This window comes from Paraburkholderia sp. HP33-1 (assembly GCF_021390595.1).
Lineage (GTDB): Bacteria > Pseudomonadota > Gammaproteobacteria > Burkholderiales > Burkholderiaceae > Paraburkholderia.
The window spans coordinates 337,575-356,509 of sequence record NZ_JAJEJR010000003.1; the positions used below are offsets into that span (position 1 = coordinate 337,575).

Annotated in this window: 16 protein-coding genes and 1 pseudogene; 12 read left to right on the top strand and 5 right to left on the bottom strand. The window is 61.5% G+C overall.

Features of this window, described 5'->3' with window-relative positions:
• Nucleotides 1–115 precede the first annotated feature (115 nt).
• From L0U81_RS28535 to L0U81_RS28545, 3 genes are all read left to right on the top strand, one after another.
• Nucleotides 116–1,537, top strand: coding sequence for a basic amino acid/polyamine antiporter (locus L0U81_RS28535; RefSeq protein WP_233808541.1), 1,422 nt, complete (start codon nt 116–118; stop codon nt 1,535–1,537).
• A gap of 115 nt (nt 1,538–1,652) precedes the next feature.
• A complete protein-coding gene (locus L0U81_RS28540; RefSeq protein WP_442793482.1) occupies nt 1,653–2,843 on the top strand; it encodes an arginine deiminase in 1,191 nt (396 codons plus the stop codon).
• Nucleotides 2,844–3,218: 375 nt separating this feature from the next.
• Nucleotides 3,219–3,560: an RcnB family protein gene (locus tag L0U81_RS28545; protein ID WP_233808547.1), complete on the top strand. Its 342-nt coding sequence runs from the start codon at nt 3,219–3,221 to the stop codon at nt 3,558–3,560.
• A gap of 101 nt (nt 3,561–3,661) precedes the next feature.
• On the opposite strand, the pseudogene L0U81_RS28550 reads toward L0U81_RS28545, so the two are convergent.
• From L0U81_RS28550 to L0U81_RS28560, 3 genes and pseudogenes are all read right to left on the bottom strand, one after another.
• A pseudogene (locus L0U81_RS28550) lies at nt 3,662–3,817 on the bottom strand (MFS transporter); the annotation flags it as partial.
• A gap of 66 nt (nt 3,818–3,883) precedes the next feature.
• Nucleotides 3,884–5,209, bottom strand: coding sequence for a type II toxin-antitoxin system HipA family toxin (locus L0U81_RS28555; RefSeq protein WP_233808550.1), 1,326 nt, complete (start codon nt 5,207–5,209; stop codon nt 3,884–3,886).
• 2 nt (nt 5,210–5,211) lie between these two features.
• Nucleotides 5,212–5,682, bottom strand: a complete 471-nt coding sequence (locus L0U81_RS28560) for a helix-turn-helix transcriptional regulator (protein ID WP_233808551.1) — start codon at nt 5,680–5,682, stop codon at nt 5,212–5,214.
• Nucleotides 5,683–6,525: 843 nt separating this feature from the next.
• Between L0U81_RS28560 and L0U81_RS28565 the strand changes: the two genes are divergently transcribed.
• The 3 genes from L0U81_RS28565 (at nt 6,526) to L0U81_RS28575 (ending at nt 8,979) form a co-directional block, all read left to right on the top strand.
• Nucleotides 6,526–6,900 (top strand): hypothetical protein, encoded by a 375-nt coding sequence (locus tag L0U81_RS28565; RefSeq protein WP_233808552.1) that lies wholly within the window; start codon nt 6,526–6,528, stop codon nt 6,898–6,900.
• An 11-nt stretch (nt 6,901–6,911) separates the two neighbouring features.
• Nucleotides 6,912–7,127 (top strand): YMGG-like glycine zipper-containing protein, encoded by a 216-nt coding sequence (locus L0U81_RS28570; protein ID WP_233808553.1) that lies wholly within the window; start codon nt 6,912–6,914, stop codon nt 7,125–7,127.
• Nucleotides 7,128–7,413: 286 nt separating this feature from the next.
• Entirely contained in the window at nt 7,414–8,979 is a 1,566-nt protein-coding gene (locus L0U81_RS28575; RefSeq protein ID WP_233808554.1) for an alpha/beta hydrolase, read from the top strand.
• A gap of 51 nt (nt 8,980–9,030) precedes the next feature.
• Here the strand turns inward: L0U81_RS28575 and L0U81_RS28580 are convergent, their stop codons facing one another.
• Together L0U81_RS28580 and L0U81_RS28585 are read right to left on the bottom strand one after the other, a co-directional pair.
• Nucleotides 9,031–10,215, bottom strand: coding sequence for an endo-1,4-beta-xylanase (locus tag L0U81_RS28580; RefSeq protein WP_233808555.1), 1,185 nt, complete (start codon nt 10,213–10,215; stop codon nt 9,031–9,033).
• Nucleotides 10,216–10,505: 290 nt separating this feature from the next.
• A complete protein-coding gene (locus L0U81_RS28585) occupies nt 10,506–10,817 on the bottom strand; it encodes a BON domain-containing protein (protein WP_233808556.1) in 312 nt (103 codons plus the stop codon).
• An 839-nt stretch (nt 10,818–11,656) separates the two neighbouring features.
• On the opposite strand from L0U81_RS28585, the gene L0U81_RS28590 reads away from it, so the two are divergent.
• The 6 genes from L0U81_RS28590 to L0U81_RS28615 all read left to right on the top strand — a co-directional run bounded on the left by L0U81_RS28590 (nt 11,657) and on the right by L0U81_RS28615 (nt 18,877).
• A complete protein-coding gene (locus L0U81_RS28590) occupies nt 11,657–12,817 on the top strand; it encodes a porin (RefSeq protein WP_233808560.1) in 1,161 nt (386 codons plus the stop codon).
• Between the two features lie 206 nt (nt 12,818–13,023).
• Nucleotides 13,024–14,115, top strand: coding sequence for a LacI family DNA-binding transcriptional regulator (locus tag L0U81_RS28595; RefSeq protein ID WP_233808562.1), 1,092 nt, complete (start codon nt 13,024–13,026; stop codon nt 14,113–14,115).
• 149 nt (nt 14,116–14,264) lie between these two features.
• On the top strand, nt 14,265–15,512 hold the full coding sequence (locus L0U81_RS28600; protein ID WP_233808563.1) for an ABC transporter substrate-binding protein: 1,248 nt from the start codon (nt 14,265–14,267) through the stop codon (nt 15,510–15,512).
• A 119-nt stretch (nt 15,513–15,631) separates the two neighbouring features.
• Nucleotides 15,632–16,654: a carbohydrate ABC transporter permease gene (locus L0U81_RS28605; protein WP_233808564.1), complete on the top strand. Its 1,023-nt coding sequence runs from the start codon at nt 15,632–15,634 to the stop codon at nt 16,652–16,654.
• The gene (locus tag L0U81_RS28610) at nt 16,651–17,481 is read left to right on the top strand and encodes a carbohydrate ABC transporter permease (protein ID WP_233808565.1); all 831 of its coding nucleotides are present in this window, start codon (nt 16,651–16,653) and stop codon (nt 17,479–17,481) included. Before L0U81_RS28605 ends, L0U81_RS28610 begins: the two co-directional genes overlap by 4 nt.
• A 58-nt stretch (nt 17,482–17,539) precedes the next feature.
• Nucleotides 17,540–18,877 (top strand): GH1 family beta-glucosidase, encoded by a 1,338-nt coding sequence (locus L0U81_RS28615; protein ID WP_233808567.1) that lies wholly within the window; start codon nt 17,540–17,542, stop codon nt 18,875–18,877.
• The last annotated feature ends 58 nt before the right edge of the window (nt 18,878–18,935 follow it).

The window sequence follows — 18,935 nt, forward strand, 5'->3', positions numbered from 1 at the left end:
TCGTGTGGTGGTTGCAGAGTAACGCGGCTGATCAGAGACAGGACTGGACGAGAGAGACTTTCCGTTCGAATCTGATTACAGATCCTTGTTAAGAAGGCAACTAAAAGGAATCCGAATGGCGTCCACTCCACAAAAAATGTCAAAGATGCAGCTCACCGGGATGGTGGTGGGCGGCATGGTCGGAGCCGGGATATTTTCCTTGCCACGGACTTTTGCTGGTGCCACCGGTCCGTTGGGCGCCGTGATTGCCTGGCTCGTTGCGGGCACCGGTATGTATATGCTGGCGCGCGTGTTTCAGGCGCTGGCGGAACGAAAGCCCGAGCTGGACGCTGGTGTGTTTGCGTATGCGAAAGCGGGCTTTGGCGACTATCCGGGCTTTCTCTCCGCGTTCGGCTACTGGATCGGTAGCTGTATCGGCAACGTGTCGTACTGGGTGCTGATCAAGTCGACGCTCGGCGCGTTTTTTCCTGTGTTCGGCGACGGCAACACGGTCGTCGCGATCGTTGTCGCATCGATCGGCATCTGGCTATTTCATTTCATGATCCTGAAGGGCGTGCAGCAGGCGGCCTTCATCAACAGTGTCGTCACGGTCGCCAAGGTCATTCCGATTCTGGTGTTCATCGTGATCCTGATCTTCGGCTTCCGGATGGACCTGTTCCAGGCCAACCTCTACGGTGGAGGACTTGAAGGCAATATCTTCGAGCAGGTACGGGCCACGATGCTGGTCACTGTGTTCGTGTTCATCGGTATCGAAGGGGCGAGCGTTTATTCCCGTTATTCAAAGAAGCGCTCGGATGTCGGCCAGGCGACGATTCTGGGCTTCGTCGTCGTCACCTCGCTGATGGTGCTCGTGACGTTGCTGCCTTACGCGGTGCTCCAGCGCGCAGACATCGCGGACATGCGGCAGCCGTCGATGGCGGCGGTGCTCGAAGCGGTGGTCGGTCATTGGGGCGCAGTTTTTGTCAGCATAGGTCTGCTGGTTTCGGTGCTGGGCGCTTATCTCGCCTGGTCGCTGATCTGCGCCGAAGTGATGTTCACGGCGGCAAAGACCGAAGACATGCCCGCCGTGTTCGCGAGGGAAAACGCCAACAAGGTACCTGCCAATGCGTTGTGGCTGACCAACATCGTGGTGCAGCTGCTCGTCTTCAGTACGTACTTCTCTCGAGATGCGTTCGCGCTGATGCTGAATCTGACGAGTGCGATGTCGTTGATTCCTTACCTGTTCGTCGCGGCGTTCGGCGTCATGAACGCGAATCGTGGCGATGGTTACGACGTGCGCCCTGAAGAACGCCGGCGCGATCTGATCATGGCCGCAATCGCGGCGATCTATACGGTCTTCATGATCTGGGCGGGCGGCCTGAAATTCATTCTGCTTTCCGCCGTTCTGTATGCGCCGGGAACGGCGCTCTATATCTGGGCCCGGCGCGAGCAGAACAAGAACGTCTTCATCGCTTCCGACTGGATCATTTTTATCGTTGCGGTCATTGGCGCGATCATCGGCATCTTTGGCCTCGCGACTGGAAGGATCGCGCTCTAGATCTGGTTGAACAGAGCGGGTCAACACTGATATTCAGGAGATCGTCATGGCAAACACAGACGCGAAAGCGGGTGAATTGGGTGTCTACTCCGAAGTCGGGCAACTGCGCAAAGTGATGGTCTGCGCACCGGGGCTTGCGCATCAGCGTCTTACCCCGAGCAATTGCGATGAGCTGCTGTTCGACGACGTGCTATGGGTCGAGAACGCGAAGCGCGACCACTTCGACTTCGTTACGAAGATGCGCGATCGCGGCGTCGAAGTGGTGGAGATGCACAATCTGCTCGCGGAAACGGTCGCGGTGGCCGAAGGCAAGAAGTGGATTCTCGACAACCAGGTGGTGCCGAATCAGGTCGGCCTCGGCTTTATCGATGAATTGAGAAGCTATCTGGAAGGGCTCGACAATCGCAAGCTCGCCGAAACGCTGATTGGCGGGCTATCCACCCACGATTTCCCGGAAGCGCATGGGGGCAAGGCGCTGGAGGTCGCGAAGGAAGCGGCGGGCGGCACCGAATATCTGCTGCCGCCACTACCGAACACGCTGTACACGCGCGACACCACCTGCTGGATCTACGGCGGTGTCACGCTGAATGCGCTGTACTGGCCGGCTCGCCACGAGGAGACGATCCTCACCACGGCGATCTACAAGTTCCACCCCGACTTCGCGGGCAAGGTCAACGTGTGGTGGGGCGACCCGACCCAGGACCACGGTCTCGCCACACTGGAAGGCGGCGACGTGATGCCGATCGGCAAGGGTATCGTGCTGATCGGCATGAGCGAGCGCACCTCGCGTCAGGCCATCAGTCAACTGGCGGCGACGCTGTTCAAGAAGGGCGCGGCCGAGCGCGTGATCGTCGCGGCAATGCCGAAGATTCGTGCGGCGATGCATCTCGACACGGTGTTCACGTTCGCAGATCGCGATTGCGTGCTGGTCGCCCCGGACTTCATGGCGAAAACCCGCACCTATTCGTATCGGCCGAGCAGCCATCCGAGCGGCGTCGAATTGCACCCGGAAAACAAACCGTTCACCGACGTCGTTGCCGAGGGGCTCGGGCTGAAGGAGCTGCGCGTGGTCGAGGCGGGCGGCAGCGATTATCAGCGCGAGCGCACGCAATGGGATAGCGGCGCGAACCTCGTGTGTGCGTCGCCGGGCGTCGTCTATGCGTACGACCGCAACACCTACACGAACACGCTGCTGCGCAAGCAGGGCATCGAGGTGATTACGATCGTCGGTGCGGAGTTGGGCCGTGGACGTGGCGGCGGTCACTGCATGACCTGCCCGATCATCCGCGATCCGGTCGACTATTAATCAGTCAGGCGAATCGATCTGGCGGGTGACTGCCAATGTGTCGCCCGCTCGCTGAAGTGGCGAGCGGGCGCGATCTGCGCCGTCGCGTCGATGAGCATCGGCGGCTCGGCTAATCGCCGCGTCGAGACACGCGGTAGCCGTGGGCAGGTCCGCCTTGAAGTCGAACTTCCTTTTACTATACTTTTTAACGACTTCGAGTCGCGCCTGAAATATCGAATTTGATATCTCGCGATTTAGAAGGATTGCATTCGCTAGACCAGCGATCGCCGCAATAAAGTTCGAGTTAATGGATCTGCGAGTACCTGGATGATCACTTTCACGTCGATCACGTGAATGCCCGGAGCTTTCTTCCATCCACCGTACGGAGGTTCGAACATGAATAAACGCATTGTTGCGCCACTCGTCGCCTTGTCATTTACCGGCTTGTCCGCGCTCGCGATTGCGGCTGGACCGCCGCCGCAGGACGAGGGCGGTGGCCAGATGGCCGGAGGAATGCCCCGTCAGCAGGTGATGCCGTCGATTCCGCATCGTGACTGGCATAAAGGCCAGCGTGTGCCCGCCGAATACCGTCATTACAACTTCATCATGGACGACTGGCGTGGACACGGCCTCGATGCGCCGCCGCGTGGGCATAAATGGCTAGGTGTCAATGGCGACTATGTGCTCGTCACGACGAACAACTGGACCATTTCCAACATAGTCTCAGGAACGCAGTAATGCTTCATCTTGGTGCCCAGGTTATGCGGCGCTGGGCATTAGCGCCGGATAACCTGGGCAATGCTTTGACACGACATGATTACGTCATTGTCGCTATGGGTTTACTGCTGCGTATCGTGTAGCCGATCAGGAACGAACAATGCAGTCAGGCCGCTCAGAAAGAACACCGCGCCGACCACGAGAAAGCCAAGACCAATCGAGAACTGCGTGGCGATAAAGCCGATGATGATCGGCGCTGCCCCCGAACAGAAACGGCCGCGCAATGCATGCGCGGGCATCTGCTGAGCGTGCAGGGGCGCGCGTCGGCGAAGGCCGATGGAGCTTTACTGGGCAAGCTTCCGGTTCAACCGGCGCATGCCTTCGAATACCGCATCGGCCACGTCCGGCGGAAAGTCGGCGGGCAATTGCGACGACACGGCGTCGATCACGGTCTGCGTTTGCGCGGTCAACTGATCGATCAGCGTATCGACATCCGCGGCGGAAAAGCCGACCCGCTGCCCTTCGGCGACCCAATGCCGGCGCTGGATCTGATTGAGCAGGTAGTGGACGTTCTTGCCGCGAACCGCCATCGCCAGTTTCACTTTTTGCACCGCCAGGCGCCCCGCGCCGCTGCCGATGATCGGATGCGCGGACAGCACGTCATAAAGCGGTGTGGATTCGTAGCGATTGCCGGGCAGATGCGCGATGCTGAAGTTCTTCGCGTGGCCATCGGTCGCGGCGAGCAGCCAGAAAACGAGCTGCGTCGCGAAGAAGTTGCGTCGGTCCGCAGCCGCGCGCGCGGACCCCGCGAGTATCTCCATGATCGCCTCGATGCCCGGACCGCCGTCCGACTCGTACTTGTGCAGCGCCGACGTGCCGGTGGCCTGGCACATGTCCTCCTGCGGTAGCCGCACGATCCACGTGGCGTCACTCGACGCACGGCGATCGAAGCGCTCGACGATCAATACCTTCTGCTCGTCGAATCGCGCGATTTCGCAGCGCGCGACGGGTAGCCCATATGCAGCGACGATCTGCGAGCACAGCCATTCGTTTTCCACCGACGTGCGCATGTCGGCGCGCATGTTGCCGACGAGCCCGAGCGGCAGCTTGAAAATGTGCGTGGTCGGCGTGCTGCCTTCGGGCAGCAGCCATCGGTTGCGATGAAGGAGCAGCGCGGTTTTTTCCTGCGCGCCGGCGATCGACAGACGCAGATCTTCGAGCGGATCGTGCTGCCCGAGCGGCGCCGTCGACGTCGTGCCACGCAGCAGCGCCGCGATTTCGCGGTCGCTGAGTTCGCGCCCGCGGATGCTGGTCAGATCGGTCGGTTCTTCATCCGGCGGCAGTAGTTGCAGCGCGCCGACGCAGTCGCGTCCGAGCGCGGTGAGCAACGCAAACGGCGCGGTGCTGCCGGTCCGGTAGCGCGCGGCGATGCGACGCCGGATCGGTTCGCTGTCGGGCAGCAGGTTGTCGAAATAGTCGGCGACGATCTGGCCGCGATACGGCTGATTGCCCGGGGTGAACGGCAGCGACAGCGATAGCGGGCGTCCTTGCGGATCGTGGATCCATTCGTCGCCATAGGTCAGACGTTCGCCGCTGCGTGTCGTTTCCCACGAGCCGACCGGCAGGCCGTTCATCCACAGGTTCAGGCGGTTTGGTGTGCTGCGCGCCATGCTTACCAGTCCTCCCGTTTCTTGCTGGGGTTGGCCGCGGTGGTCTTCGGGGCAGCGCTGGCGGATTTGGCTGCTTTGGCCGTGGTGCTGTCTCTGGCCTCCCGGGTCGATGTGCGGGCCGCGCGTTGCGCCGGGCCTTGTGCGCTAGCCTGCTTTTGCACCGGCGCTGCCTGTTTGAGCGGCACGTGCGTGGCGCGGCGGGAGAGGGTGCGGTTCGGCGGCGGCGCGGCGTTTTCCACGGCGACGCTTGGCGCGGATCCGCTCTGCGTGAGTTTCAGATCGACCTGCAAGACTCGCAACACCTTGAAGAGCCGTTCGACGCTGACGGCCGCCGGATTTGCCTCTAGCTGTGCGTAGGTCTGTTGCGTGACCCCGAGATGCGCGGCCATTGCGGCCTGCGTGAGGCCGGCGGCCTTCCTGAAGCCCTGCAGGATCGGTCTCAGTTGGCTCAGTGTCTTGATGGCGTAGTCCACGGTCGGTCTCCGGTTCCGCTGCGACGGCGTAACAGGTCAAAGCCTGTAAGTGATCGATACAGTTTATACTCTGTATTTTGCAAATACAAGCTAAAGGCTGTTAATGATGAGGACGGGCGCATTCGAAATGGCCCCCGGCAACCCTCGTCAATAATGCAACTAACCGTCAGCCACGCGTCGTCAAGCCCTTCGCTGCTGCGCAGCCATTCCGGCGCGGGCCAGGCGCGATCAACCGGGAGCTGTTCGACGTTCGAGCAGGGTGTGAGAAATCTGCTCGATCAGCGACAAAGATGATGCACAAGCGCATCAATAGAAAATCGCATCGGTTTCACTATTGGTTCGTACTGTTACCGGAAGAAGAAACGACTCGACCGGAAATAAATCAATGCCAATCGCTATCAATTGGCAGTCTAATCAGGAAGCCGAACGAAAAACCGGTGAGTGCTTACGCGCGTTGCGTCGCTTCCTTTCATTGGTCGAATGGCATTTGACACAATGTCACATCGGTACGCATCGCGCGGAATTGGACTTGGAAATTGCAAAAAAGGCTATAGACTCTAAAGCGTGTCTGACGCGGCAAGGACACCACGAGCCCACTCGTTGCGCGCGTACAGCACGTATGCAAATCATTCCAATCCTTCACGAGACTTTCCGACATCAAGGTGTCTATTCACTGATACGACCCGACGCCAATAGAACCCGAACCGACGTCCCACGCCGACCGCTGAACCGGACAGGAGATTCGACGAGGCACACAGACCATTCTTCCAAATAGACCGATCGAGGCCGCCCGTTGCGGTCGGCGGTGGGCCGCTGGAGAACGTAACTTCCTTGGAGCATGCGATGGCAATCAAATCACAATGGCGAGCGCTGTTATCTCTGACATTCCTGTCGCTGGCAATGATAGGCAATGTCGCGCGAGCGGAGATTCCAATAGTCACGGGCCAGCAATGGATGGCGTCCACTGATGAGCAGAAGAAAGCGTATCTGATCGGTATCGCGAATGTGATCGACGTCGAGCGTGCCTATGCGGGCAACATGGCGAACAGCGACGACATCGCGCAGCGCTTCGGCAAGGGCATGCAGGGCCAGACGCTCGACAGCGTGCGTCAAGGCCTCGACAGCTACTACGCCGCCAATCCCGCGATGATCCAGCACCCGGTGATCGAGACCCTCTGGTTCCAGATGGTCGTGCCCGGCCTGAAGAAAAATCAATAGGGAGAACGATCATGAAACGACTTGGATGGATCGTCAGTATTGGCGCACTGGTCGCGATGATCGGTTGCACGGACATGAGCCCGCGGACGCAAGGAACAGTTGGCGGCGCGGCACTCGGCGCGGGTGCCGGTGCAGGCATCGCGGCGATCTCCGGCGGCGATGCGTGGACCGGCGCGCTCATAGGCGGGGCGGCGGGTGGCGTCGCCGGCAATATCCGCGGCCGTTAGTCATTGCCCGCGAGCAGGCAAGGCCGGGGCGCGGCGTGGGCCGCGCCCCGGCTTTTCGTCAATGAACCGGACGCATCGCTGAACCGCCATGCCCGCATCGGGCATATCGCTATTCCCGGCAATGCGTTAATGATTCCGCGTCGCGCGCCCACGGGACAAAGTTTGAACCGGTGATTGAAAGCACTTAGCATATCCACACCGGAAGCCGTCGCGATGACGGCATGCGCACACAACGCAGAGAGCAGCCTGCGCGCGGTGCAACCTTCATCTCATCAAGAGAACACGAATGCTGCGCACGTCACTGAAGGTAATAAAGATAAGTGCATGGGTCGTGGTGCTGCTGGCAGTGCTCGCATTCGGGCTGCGCGCGTGGTACTCGAAGCGTGGGCCGGAGCTGTCGGTATGGCACACCTATGTGCCGCGCGAAATGACCGTCGAGGAAATGGACACCGCCGACTGGAATGCGTATATCAAGGCCGAGAACCGGATTTTCGAGGACGTGCGTGTCAATGTCGTCGAAAAGTTGCGGCCGTCCGAGCGCATTCCGGCGAACCGCTATTACGAGGGCTCACCGATCTTTCCGTGGCATTTCGCCCAAAACTGGAATCACTCGTACATTCTCGAGCCCTCGGGGGCACCCGTCGGCGCCGTCGTGCTGCTGCACGGCATGACGGATGCGCCGTTCAGTATGCGGCATATCGCGCGTCGTTATCGCGATCGCGGTTTCGTCGCGATTGGCATCCGCCTGCCGGGACATGGCACGGTGCCGGCCGGGCTCACCGACGTCCACTGGCAGGAATGGACCGCGGCCACACGGCTCGCGGTGCGGGAAGCGCGCCGTCGCGTGGGGCCGGGGAAACCGATCGAACTGGTCGGCTTTTCGAACGGCGGCGCGCTCGCGCTGCAGTACGCGTTCGACGCGATCGAGAATCCCGCGCTGGCGCGTCCGACGCGCGTCGTGTTGATCTCGCCGATGATCGGCGTCACCCGTTACGCGCGCTTTGCCGGTCTCGTCGCATTGCCCGCACTATTACCGGCCTTTGCGCCCGCCGCATGGCTCGGCATCGTGCCGGAGTTCAATCCGTTCAAGTACAACTCGTTTCCAGTGAATGGCGCGCGGCAGTCTCATTTGCTGACGAGCGTGATTCAGGAGCAGATCGCGAGGCTCGAGCGCGAGAATCGGCTCGATACGTTGCCGCCTATCCTGACGTTCCAGTCGGTGACGGATTTCACGGTCAGCACGCCCGCGGTGATGTCGGCGCTCTACGACAAGCTGCCCGAGAACGGCAGCGAAGTCGTGCTGTTCGACTTGAACCGCAGCGTGCGCTTCAGGACGTTCCTGCGCGTCGCGTCGTACACGGCGTTGTCGCGGTTGTTGCGCATCGGTCCGCAGAACTATCGGACCACGGTGATCGCCAACGCGTCGCCGGACTCGGCGCATACCGTCGAGCGCAGCGTTTATGCGGGCGAAGTGCAAACGCGCGTGAAGCCGCTGGATATTGACTACCCGCAGGATATTTTCTCGTTGTCGCACGTCGCGATTCCGTTCCCGATCACCGACGCGCTGTACGGCATCGCGCCGGACGACTCGGAGAACTTCAATGAGAACCTTGGCACGCTCGCGCCGCGCGGCGAACGCGGCACGCTGATTCTGACGCTCGATTCGATGTTCCGCATCGCGTCGAACCCGTTCTTTCCGTATCTGCTGCAACGTGTCGATGAAGGCATCGGCAAGATGCCGCCGCCGGTCGTCAAGTCGCCGCCACGCACGCATGAAACTGCGGACGGTCAGCCCGACGATTTCGCGGCGGATCTGAGCGCGCTCGAGCAGGTCGGCTCCGATGAACCTTGAGATGCCGGTTGCCTGAGTCGAGCTGAAGGCATTTCTGCTTGAAGATCGACGTTATGGCTGATAAGACGAGTCGACGATCGTCCACAGCGCGGCCTTCGGCTTCAGGTCTGCATCGAACGGCAACGGCAGGTTGTTGCGCGGCACCGGCGTCGACGTCAGCCACGTGTGCTTGTCCGAGTAGCCCCAGAACGTTACCGCCTTGATGCTCGGCTCCTGCTCGAACAGAGCGAACACCGCGCGATAACGCTCTGCCTGCGCACGCATGATGTCGTTCGGCACCGGATGGCCGAGGTCCGGCAGACATGCGTGCGAATTGTTCCAGCATTCGCCCGGATCGCTATAGAGACTCACGTCGAGCTCGGTCACCTGGTTTTCGAGGCCGAGTGCAGCGACGTCGTCGAACGCCTGCTTGATGTTCGGCAGCGGCGGCCAGTTCACGCTGATATGCATCTGATGCCCGACCCCGTCGATCGGCACGCCTTGCGCGCGTAAATCGCGGATCACCGAGAGCAGCTTCGCACGCTTGCCAGGATCGTCGGTGCTGTACTCGTTGATGTAGAGCTTCACGTTCGGGTCCGCCGCGCGCGCCGCGCGGAAGGCGATCGCGATGTAGTCCTTGCCGAGCGCGCGATACCACGGACTGTCTTCGCGGTACACCTGATGCGGGTCGTCGCTGATCACTTCGTTGACCACATCCCACGCATAGACCTTGCCGCGAAAGTGTGTGACCACGTCGGTTACATATCGATCGAGCCGCTCCGCGACGATGTCGTGATAGTGCGGATCTTTCGGATCGCCGGCGAAGAACCAGGCCGGCGCTTCGGTCCAGTCGCCGGCCTTGAAGTGCCACACCAGGGTGTGGCCGCGCACCGCGATGCCGTGCGCCTGAGCGAACGCCACGATCCTGTCGGCCGGCTCGAAGTTGTATTGGCCTTGCGCGACGCCGATCGTGCCCGGCTTCATCTTGTTCTCGGCTGTGAGACTCGAAAACTGCGCCGCGATGAGCGCGGCGTCGGCGGGACTGTCGATCGAATCGGGTTCGATTGCCGCGCCGACCTTGAAGTGCGCAGCCATCACACTGCGCAGCGGCGGCAGCGCTTCGATGGGGGCGGCGGCCAGCGGCGGGCCGTCGTGAGCGGTCGCCGCCGGGTTGTGCGCGCAGCCCGCGGTCCATGCAAGCGTGCAAATGGCGACGGCTGCACAGAGCATGCGCATCGAAGTCCTCAAAGGACGCATTCCTCGTTTCCTTGTGATGTGGTGTTCGTTCCGATGTTTCTCTCTGTACTGACCACGTTATCGGTAACAAGCGCGATGTTAGGCAGCGCCCCCCGGACCTGCTATGAGGGATTTACCTGACATATGGAAGAAACGATGCGAGGCGCATCAGCGTCGAGTCGCCCGATGCGACCCGGCGGGTTGAAAGCGCTTTCACGCGGAGATTGCGCAACGCGCCCGCGCCACGAACTGCGCGAAACAGAGCGCCAGTCAATCAATCCCGACTGGCGAGACAGGAAAACCGAAGCCGTTCAGTGCGCGTTCAGCGAGCCACCGTCGGGGGTGAGCCGGTTGTCCACCGAGGTGACGCCGGGCACCGACATCGCACTCCGCTCGGCAAGCGCGACATGATCCCACGCTGGCACCCATCCGATCAGCGTGACCTGTCCCGAGTGGGCAAAGACAAACACATGTGACATCCCGACGCCGGCATGAGCCTCCGCGACGCGCACGGCATGGGCGAGTTGTTGGTCAGTGGCTTGCGAATCGCCCTGGGCATGGGCTGCCGGCGCGATTGCGGCTGCAGCCAGAAACGCGAGTGTAGATACAAGGACTGTTTTCACGATACCTCCTTACACGTACCACGGTGCGCCGGCAAACTCCGCCGGCAAATCCTCTTCCGGTCGCACTCGATGCGAGGCCGCGGAAGTACATCGGACAAAATCCTCTTCCCATTTCACGGGTGGCGCTGATCGCGGTTGCGCGTCGAGGTTTTGTCGGCTGGGGCGATGGGCGGTCGTGCGCCGTCGCCCGCGGAAAAGTCTGCAAGGGCAGCGTGTTCGAGCGGGACGTCGCGCGCGCGGCGTGGCGGGGGAACAGCGGGAGCCGAGGGATGGGAGCTGGATGGAGCGTTCGTGGTGGAGCGCGAAAGCCAGACGGATGCGCTGACAGTCCCGCACTCAGCCGGCTACGCGGCTGAGCCCGGCTCGTTGCCCGGCATCGTATGCATTGATGATAGTCGCTAATTCCTGCCACTGCTGGCAGCACTAAGACCGGTCGTCAAGCCAAAACCGGCAAGACAGGCAAACCGGGCCGTTGCTTCTTTGCAACGGCGATAGCGATTTTTGCTTGCATTCGAGCGCGATCTCCGAGCAAAGCAGGCGCTGAGCGACTCGATCGACGGCATTCGCGTATTGCGATGGTGCATGAATTCAAACGTATTTCCGACGCTTATGACCATCACGGGATGGTCACGAAACGGGGTGCTACTTCGGGATCGGGCGGAACGCAACTGTTATCGATAACAGCGTTTTCCCTGAGCCGTTAGTTAGAGGCACGGCGCAAGGTCATCCCTATAATCGCCTCGAAATGTGAAGCGAGCATTTCGACGAGAGGGGAACGCGTGGCAACGCATGCGTCCTGATGGGCTTGGAGACGCCACAATATATATATAGGAAGACTAATGAAAAAGAAGCTTATTGCTGTGTCTGTGATGGCAGCTGCGACGACGGTGGCCCATGCACAGAGCAGCGTCACGCTGTACGGCCGCATCGACAACGGCATCCAGTTTGAAACCGGCCTCCCGGGCGGCCACGCGTGGGCGGCCCAAAGCGGCGACTGGGGCTGCTCGTGGTTCGGCCTCCAGGGCGCCGAAGATATCGGCGGCGGCACGAAGACGGTCTTCCAGCTCGAAGGTCAGCTCAATACGATGACCGGCGCGTCGGCGGGCAATCTGTTCGGCCGTCACGCAACGGTGGGCTTGACGAACGACCACTGGGGTCTGTTCAAGCTCGGTAACCTCGGTGCCGGCGAACTGGCGCAGGACAGCTGGGGCACCGACCCGCAGTTGATGCAGCGCTACGCGATCTCGACACTGGTGCGCGGCCGTAACTGGACCAGCACAAGCAACGGTGCGGAGTACAACTCGCCGGTGCTCTTGGGCGGTCTCGTGCTGAAGGGCCAGTATTCGCTGACCAACAACACAAGCTGGAACTCGGCGCCTGTCAACTCCAAGGGTGTGCCGACCGGCCAGGGTCGTACGAACGCAGTCGAAGGTATCTACACGTGGGGCAACGGCGATTTCCGTGTGATCTATGACGAAGTGCGTGGCGCCAACGGCTCGTTCAACGATGTCTACGCGGCTTCGCGCATGGCCCTTGTCGGCGGCACCTATGTGATCGGACCGGTGAAGCTGTACGCGGGCTACCAGCACCTGAGCGCGCCTGACGCGACGAACGCTACCGTGAACGGTGGCGCGGGCGTGACCAATCAGCCGCTCGGCGTGAGCGCGCCGACGAGCGTGAACCACGAATGGTTCGGCGCCGCATGGCAGGTCACAGCGCCGACGGCATTGACGGCTGCGGTCTATCACGCCAACGCGAACAACGGCAACGGCAACGCGACGCTGTTCACGCTCGCCGCGACGTACGCGCTGTCGAAGCGCACGTTCCTGTACACGGAAGCCGGCTATGTGCACAACAGCTCGACGTCGAACCTGAACCTCGGCAACGGCTCGTACGGCAACAACAACTTCGATCCGGTGACGGGTACATCGTCGAACAGCAACCCGAATTACGGTCATAGCCAGACCGGCGTCTTCGCCGGGATTATGACCTCGTTCTGAGTTGAGGTTGCCTGACCAGCAATCGAAGTGATCTCTGTGTTTCAAGGACTGTTTAAATCTCTTTCATAGAGAGGCCGGTGCGACGCCTCCTCCACCCTCGTCGCATCGGCTGCTTTTTCTATTTCGAATTCATCACCGGATATATATAATCGCGCTTTTTTTTCAATATCTGAAAGCGCTTTCAGGACAGGATTCAGGCAGAACTCATGACCGACGACGGCTCAAACGATAAACCCGGCGTGCCCACGGTACCGAACGTACCCGCTGCGCCCAACGTGACGCTCGAAGCCATCGCGCGCGCGGCCGGTGTTTCTCCGAGCACCGTATCGCGGATCCTGAATGGTTCTGCGCGCGTGCTTCCCGCCAAGCAGCGGGCAGTGGAAGAGGCGATCGCGCGCTTCAACTATCGGCCGAACGTGCTCGCGCGCAGTCTCGCGAGCGGCCGGACCGAAACGATCGGGGTACTGACGCAGGCGGTGTCGAGCCCGTTTTATGCGGAGTGGTTGCGCGGCATCGAAGAGGCGCTTTACGAGCCTGGTTTTACGCCGATCTTCGTGAGCAGCCGCTGGAATATCAACGACGAAAAGGCACGACTCGAGCAGTTCATCGCGCGGCGCGTCGACGGCATCATCCTGCTACACGCACAACTCGATGAACCGACCCTGACCGACTACGCGCGCCACGCGCCGATGCTCGTGCTAGGCCGCTCAGTACGAAACAGCGCGACGCTCGCCGGCCTGCCGATCGACAACATGCAGGGCGCGCGCGACGCGACCCGTCATCTGATCGACCAGGGCCATCGCGAGATCGCGTTCATCGCCGGGCCGGCCAGTCACGAGGATGCGATCGAGCGCCTGGACGGCTACCGGATCGCGCTCGAAGAAGCGGGCATCGGCTTCGATGCCGATCTCGTCGAGCAGGGCGATTACCTCGAAACAGGCGGCGTCGCCGCGATGGAGCGGCTGATGGCGCGCCATCCATCGTTCAGCGCGGTGTTCTGCGCGAACGATCAGACCGCGTACGGCGCGCGGCTCGCGATGTTCCGCCGCGGCGTGCGGGTGCCGGAGGACGTGTCGTTGGTCGGCTTCGACGATCTGCCGACTTCGTCCTACATGACTCCGCCTTTGACGACGGTGCGCCAGCCGACCTATGAAATCGGCCGCCTCGCCGCGCAGGGCATCGTACAAATGATCCGCAAGCAGACCATCGCGCTCAGTCCGATTCCGCTCACGCTCGTGACGCGTGAAACGACGCGGCGAATCACGTCGCCCGTGAAGCGGGGGGATACGCGCACGTAGTGGATGTTTTTTTCGCCTTGGCGTGAAAGCGCTTTCAGGCATCAGCAGGCAACAAGCAAAGCAGTAACAAGGACAACAGGGGAAGTAGGTCCGCAGCAACCAGGTAGTCATCGGATGCAATTCAAACAGGATTCACAAGGAGACGAGTAATGAAATTCCGTTTTTCAGGCTCTGCCGCCGCCGTTCTGCTCAGCCTCGCCGCGGTCGGCGCGCAGGCCAACACCACGTTGACGGTCGCGGTCTTTCCGAAGCTGGACCAGGAAATCAAGGACGCGATTCCGGCGTGGAAGAAGCTGCATCCGGACGTCGATATCAAGGTGTCGTCGCTCGCGATTGGCGATCACCACAACGCGATGACCACCGCGCTCGCGACGAGCTCCGATCTGCCGGACGTGATGGCGGTCGAGGTCGGCTTTATCGGCCGCTTCGCCGCGGGCGGCGGTCTCGAAGATCTGTCGAAGCCGCCGTACAGCGCGGGCCAGTACAAGAGCCAGTTCATCAACTACACGTTCGCGCAGGCGACCACGCAGGATGGCACGATCGTCGGCATGCCGGCCGATATCGGTCCGGGCACGCTGTTCTATCGCAAGGACATTCTCGACAAGGCGGGCGTGACCGAAGCGGATCTGACGAAGTCGTGGGACTCGTATCTCGCGGCCGGCGTGAAGATCAAGAAGGCGACGGGCGCGTACCTGATGGCATCGTCGCGCGATATCGAGGATATCTACATTCGCGCTGACCTGAAGGAAGGCGACGGCGTTTACTTCGACAAGGCCGGCAATCCGGTCGTCACGTCGCCGCGCTTCGTCAAGGCGTTCGAACTCGCGAAGAAGGCACGCGACCTCGGTCTCGACGCGAAGATCTCGCCGTGGACGAACGAATGGGCCGAGAGCTTCAAGCGCGGCACCGTCTCGACGCAGATGATGGGCGCGTGGCTCGGTGGCCACCTGTCGTCGTGGATCGCACCGGACACGAAGGGTCTGTGGCGCGCGACCAATCTGCCGAACAACGCGTACGCATCGTTCGGCGGCACGTTCTACGCGATTCCGGCGAAGGCGACGCAAAAGGCGATGTCGTGGGAATTCATCAAGTTCCTGACGACGCGCCAGGACACGCAGCTTGCTTCATTCCGTTCGATCGATGCGTTCCCCGCGCTGCTCGCCGCGCAGAACGATTCGTTCTTCGCGGAGCCGGTCGCGTTTCTCGGCAACGAGAAGGCGCGTCTGATCTGGCGTGATGCGGCCTCCCACATCCCGGCGATCCAGCGTAGCAAGTACGACCAGGTCGCTGAGGAAGCGGTCCACTCGGCGCTCGACAAGGTTGTCGACGACGGCGCAGACGTGCACACCGCGTTGCAGGAAGCACAGGACCAGATCGCGCATCGCGTTCGCCGTTAAGCGTTGCTGATGGAAGGTCGCGGCACGCTGCGTGCCGCGACATGAAGTGTGTCGCAGTGTGCTGCAAACAGCGTGGCCGGGCTCCCACCTTGGCCACGCCCGACTGGACGGAACTATTGATGAACACTCCGCTGCCCACGACCGAAGAGCTCGCCCGCGATGCGCAAGCGAGCGACGCGCTAAGCTTGACCGCGCCGCGCAGAACATCGCGGCTCAATCTGGTGAAGCTCGCGCCGTACCTGTTTCTCGCCCCGTTTTTCCTGCTGTTCGCGATGTTCCTCGCGTTTCCGCTGCTGTTTTCGCTGTTTCTGTCGTTCCAGAGCTGGGACGCGACGGCGGGACTCGCGAGCATGAAGTGGGTGGGTCTGTCGAACTTCACGTTCACGCTGACCGACCCGTGGTACTGGAAGTCGCTGTACAACACCGCGTTTATGGCGATCACGTCCGGCGTGCCGCAACATCTGGTTGCGCTGCCGCTCGCATTCTTTCTGCAAACCGCGTTTCGCCGCTGGCGCAATTTCGTGGTGGGCCTGTATTTCCTGCCGTTCATCACGTCGAGCGTCGCGATCGCGCTGATCTTCTCGTCGCTGTATTCGACCGACTTCGGCATGATCAATCTCGCGATCGGCGAACTCGGCAAGCTGCCCGGTTTGCACTGGATCGTGCCCGCGCATCCGATCGAGTGGCTCTATAACCCGAAGAACGTCAAGCCGGCGGTATCGGTCGTGATCTTCTGGCGCTATGTCGGCTGGAACACGGTGCTGTATCTGTCGGCGCTGCAAACGATTCCGAAAGACCTCTACGAGGCCGCGCGCATCGATGGCGCGAATGGCTGGCAGCAGTTCACGCGCATCACGATTCCGCTGATCAAACCGATGATTTTCTTCGCGGTCACGCTGTCGATCATCGGCGGGCTGCAGCTGTTCGAAGAGCCGTTCATCCTGCTACCGAACGAAGGCATGGGTACGAGCCAGTCCGGTCTGACAACGGCCGTCTATATGTATCGCACCGCATTCCACGACGGCGACTTCGGCACCGCGAGTTCGATCGCATGGCTGCTGTTCATTTCGATCGCCGCGTTGATGTGGTTGAACACGCGCATCTTTCACCGCAGCGGCATGAACGAGGAGACACAGCGATGAAATCGTCGAACAACAAGGGCCGTTATATCGGCTACGCGATCGTGCTGGCGGGCGCGCTGCTGATGTTCTCGCCGTTCTACTTCATGTTCGTGTTCGCGACGCACACGAGTTCCGAGATCTTCTCGATGCCGCCGCCGCTGTGGTTCGGCAGTGCGTTTCTCGACAACATGGCCTCGCTGATGCGGCACATTCCGTTCTGGCGCAATCTCGGCTGGAGCTTCTATACGGCGGCGATGCAGACCGTGCTGACGCTGCTCGTCACGTCGATGGCCGGCTACGCGTTTGCGATGTACGAGTTCCGCTTCAAGAAGACGCTGTTCGCGGTCGCGCTGACCGCGATGCTGGTGCCGCCGTTCCTCAGCATGATTCCGACCTTCATGACGATGAACATGCTGGGCTGGATCGATCAGCCGCGCGCGCTGTACGTGCCGGGCGCGGCCGCTGCGCTCGGCGTGTTCCTGATGCGCCAGTACGTCGCGGCGGCGATTCCGTCGGATCTGATCGAGGCGGCGCGCATCGACGGCTGCGGCGAATTCCGCATCTACTGGAGCATCGTGATGCCGCTGCTGGGACCGGCGCTGGGCACGCTTGGGCTGATCAGCTTCATTCAGGCGTGGAACAACTTTTTGTCGGCGCTCGTCGTGCTGCGTTCGCCGTCGATGTACACGCTGCCGCTCGCGCTGCGCATTCTCCAAAGTCCGACCAATTCGGATTGGGGCGCGGTGATGGCGGGCTCCGCGGTCGCGGTGCTGCCGCTGCTGGTGCTATTCGCGTTCACCTCGCGGCGTTTGATCGACGGTCTGACGACCGGCGCGGTCAAGGCCTGAGCTTCTTTCGTTTATCTTCACGCCCTCGCGGGCATGACCAATCGGGACAACATCATCTATGTCGACGTATCGATTCAACGAAGACTTCGTCTGGGGCGTCGCCACCAGTTCCTACCAGATCGAAGGCGCAGCGCATGAGGACGGCCGCGGGCCGTCGATCTGGGACGCGTTCTGCAACGTGCCGGGCAAGGTCGTGAACGGCGAGAACGGCGATGTCGCATGCAATCACTATCACCTCCTCGAGGAAGATCTGGATCTGATGGCCGAACTCGGCGTCAAGGCTTATCGCTTCTCGATCGCCTGGCCGCGCGTGCAGCCGACTGGCAGCGGCGCGTTCAACGAGAAGGGCCTCGCGTTCTACGAGCGCCTCGTCGACGGTTTGCTCGAGCGCGGCATCCAGCCGTTTGCGACGCTCTATCACTGGGATCTGCCGCTGTCGCTGCAGCACATGCAGAACGGCTGGGAAAGCCGCGACACCGCTTATCGCTTTGCGGACTACGCCCGCAAGATCGGTAGCGTGCTCGGCGATCGCGTCGCGTCGATCGCGACGCACAACGAGCCGTGGTGCACCGCGTGGCTCGGAAACGCAACCGGCTATTTCGCGCCCGGCAATGCCGATCTGAAGAAAGCGGCCCACGTTGCGCACCATCTGCTTCTGTCGCACGGTCTTGCATTGCAGGCACTGCGCGCCGATGGCGTGAAGGCGCCGCTCGGCATCGTGCTGAACCAGTCGCCGGCGCATGGCGCGACGGATTCGCCCGAAGACCAGGCCGCCGCGTCGCTCGAATACGCGAAGTTCGTGCGCTGGTACATGGACCCGCTTTTCAAGGGCGAATATCCGGCCGAGGCGCTGCAATGGTATGGCGAGAACGGTCCGCAAGACGTGATCCTGAGCGGCGACTTCGACGTGATCGGCACGCCGATGGACTTTCTCGGCATCAACTACTACACGCGGATCTTTGCGAGCGCATCGGGCGACAAACGTCCGCCGGGCGTGCTCGGCTTCACGGACATGGATTGGGAGGTCTATCCGCAAGGCCTCACCGAATTGCTGACCCAGCTGAACGCCGACTACAAGCTGCCGCCGATCTACATCACCGAGAACGGCTGCGCGGCGAAGGACGTGCTCGATAAGGGCCGTGTGCACGACGCAGAGCGCGTGCGCTTTTACGACCTGCATCTCGCCGCTTTGTCGGACGCGGTGCAACGAGGCGTCGACGTGGCCGGTTACTTCGCATGGAGCCTGATGGACAACTTCGAATGGGCGTCGGGCTACGACAAGCGCTTCGGCATGGTCTATGTCGATTACGCGAGCCAGGAGCGCACGCTGAAGGACAGCGCGCTGTGGTATCGCGACGTGATCGCACAACACGCCGGCATCGCAGCCGCGCGCTGAGGCGCGCGCACGGCGCCGGGCGCACCGAACCTCGCGTGGCGCGACAGTAGTGGGGCAG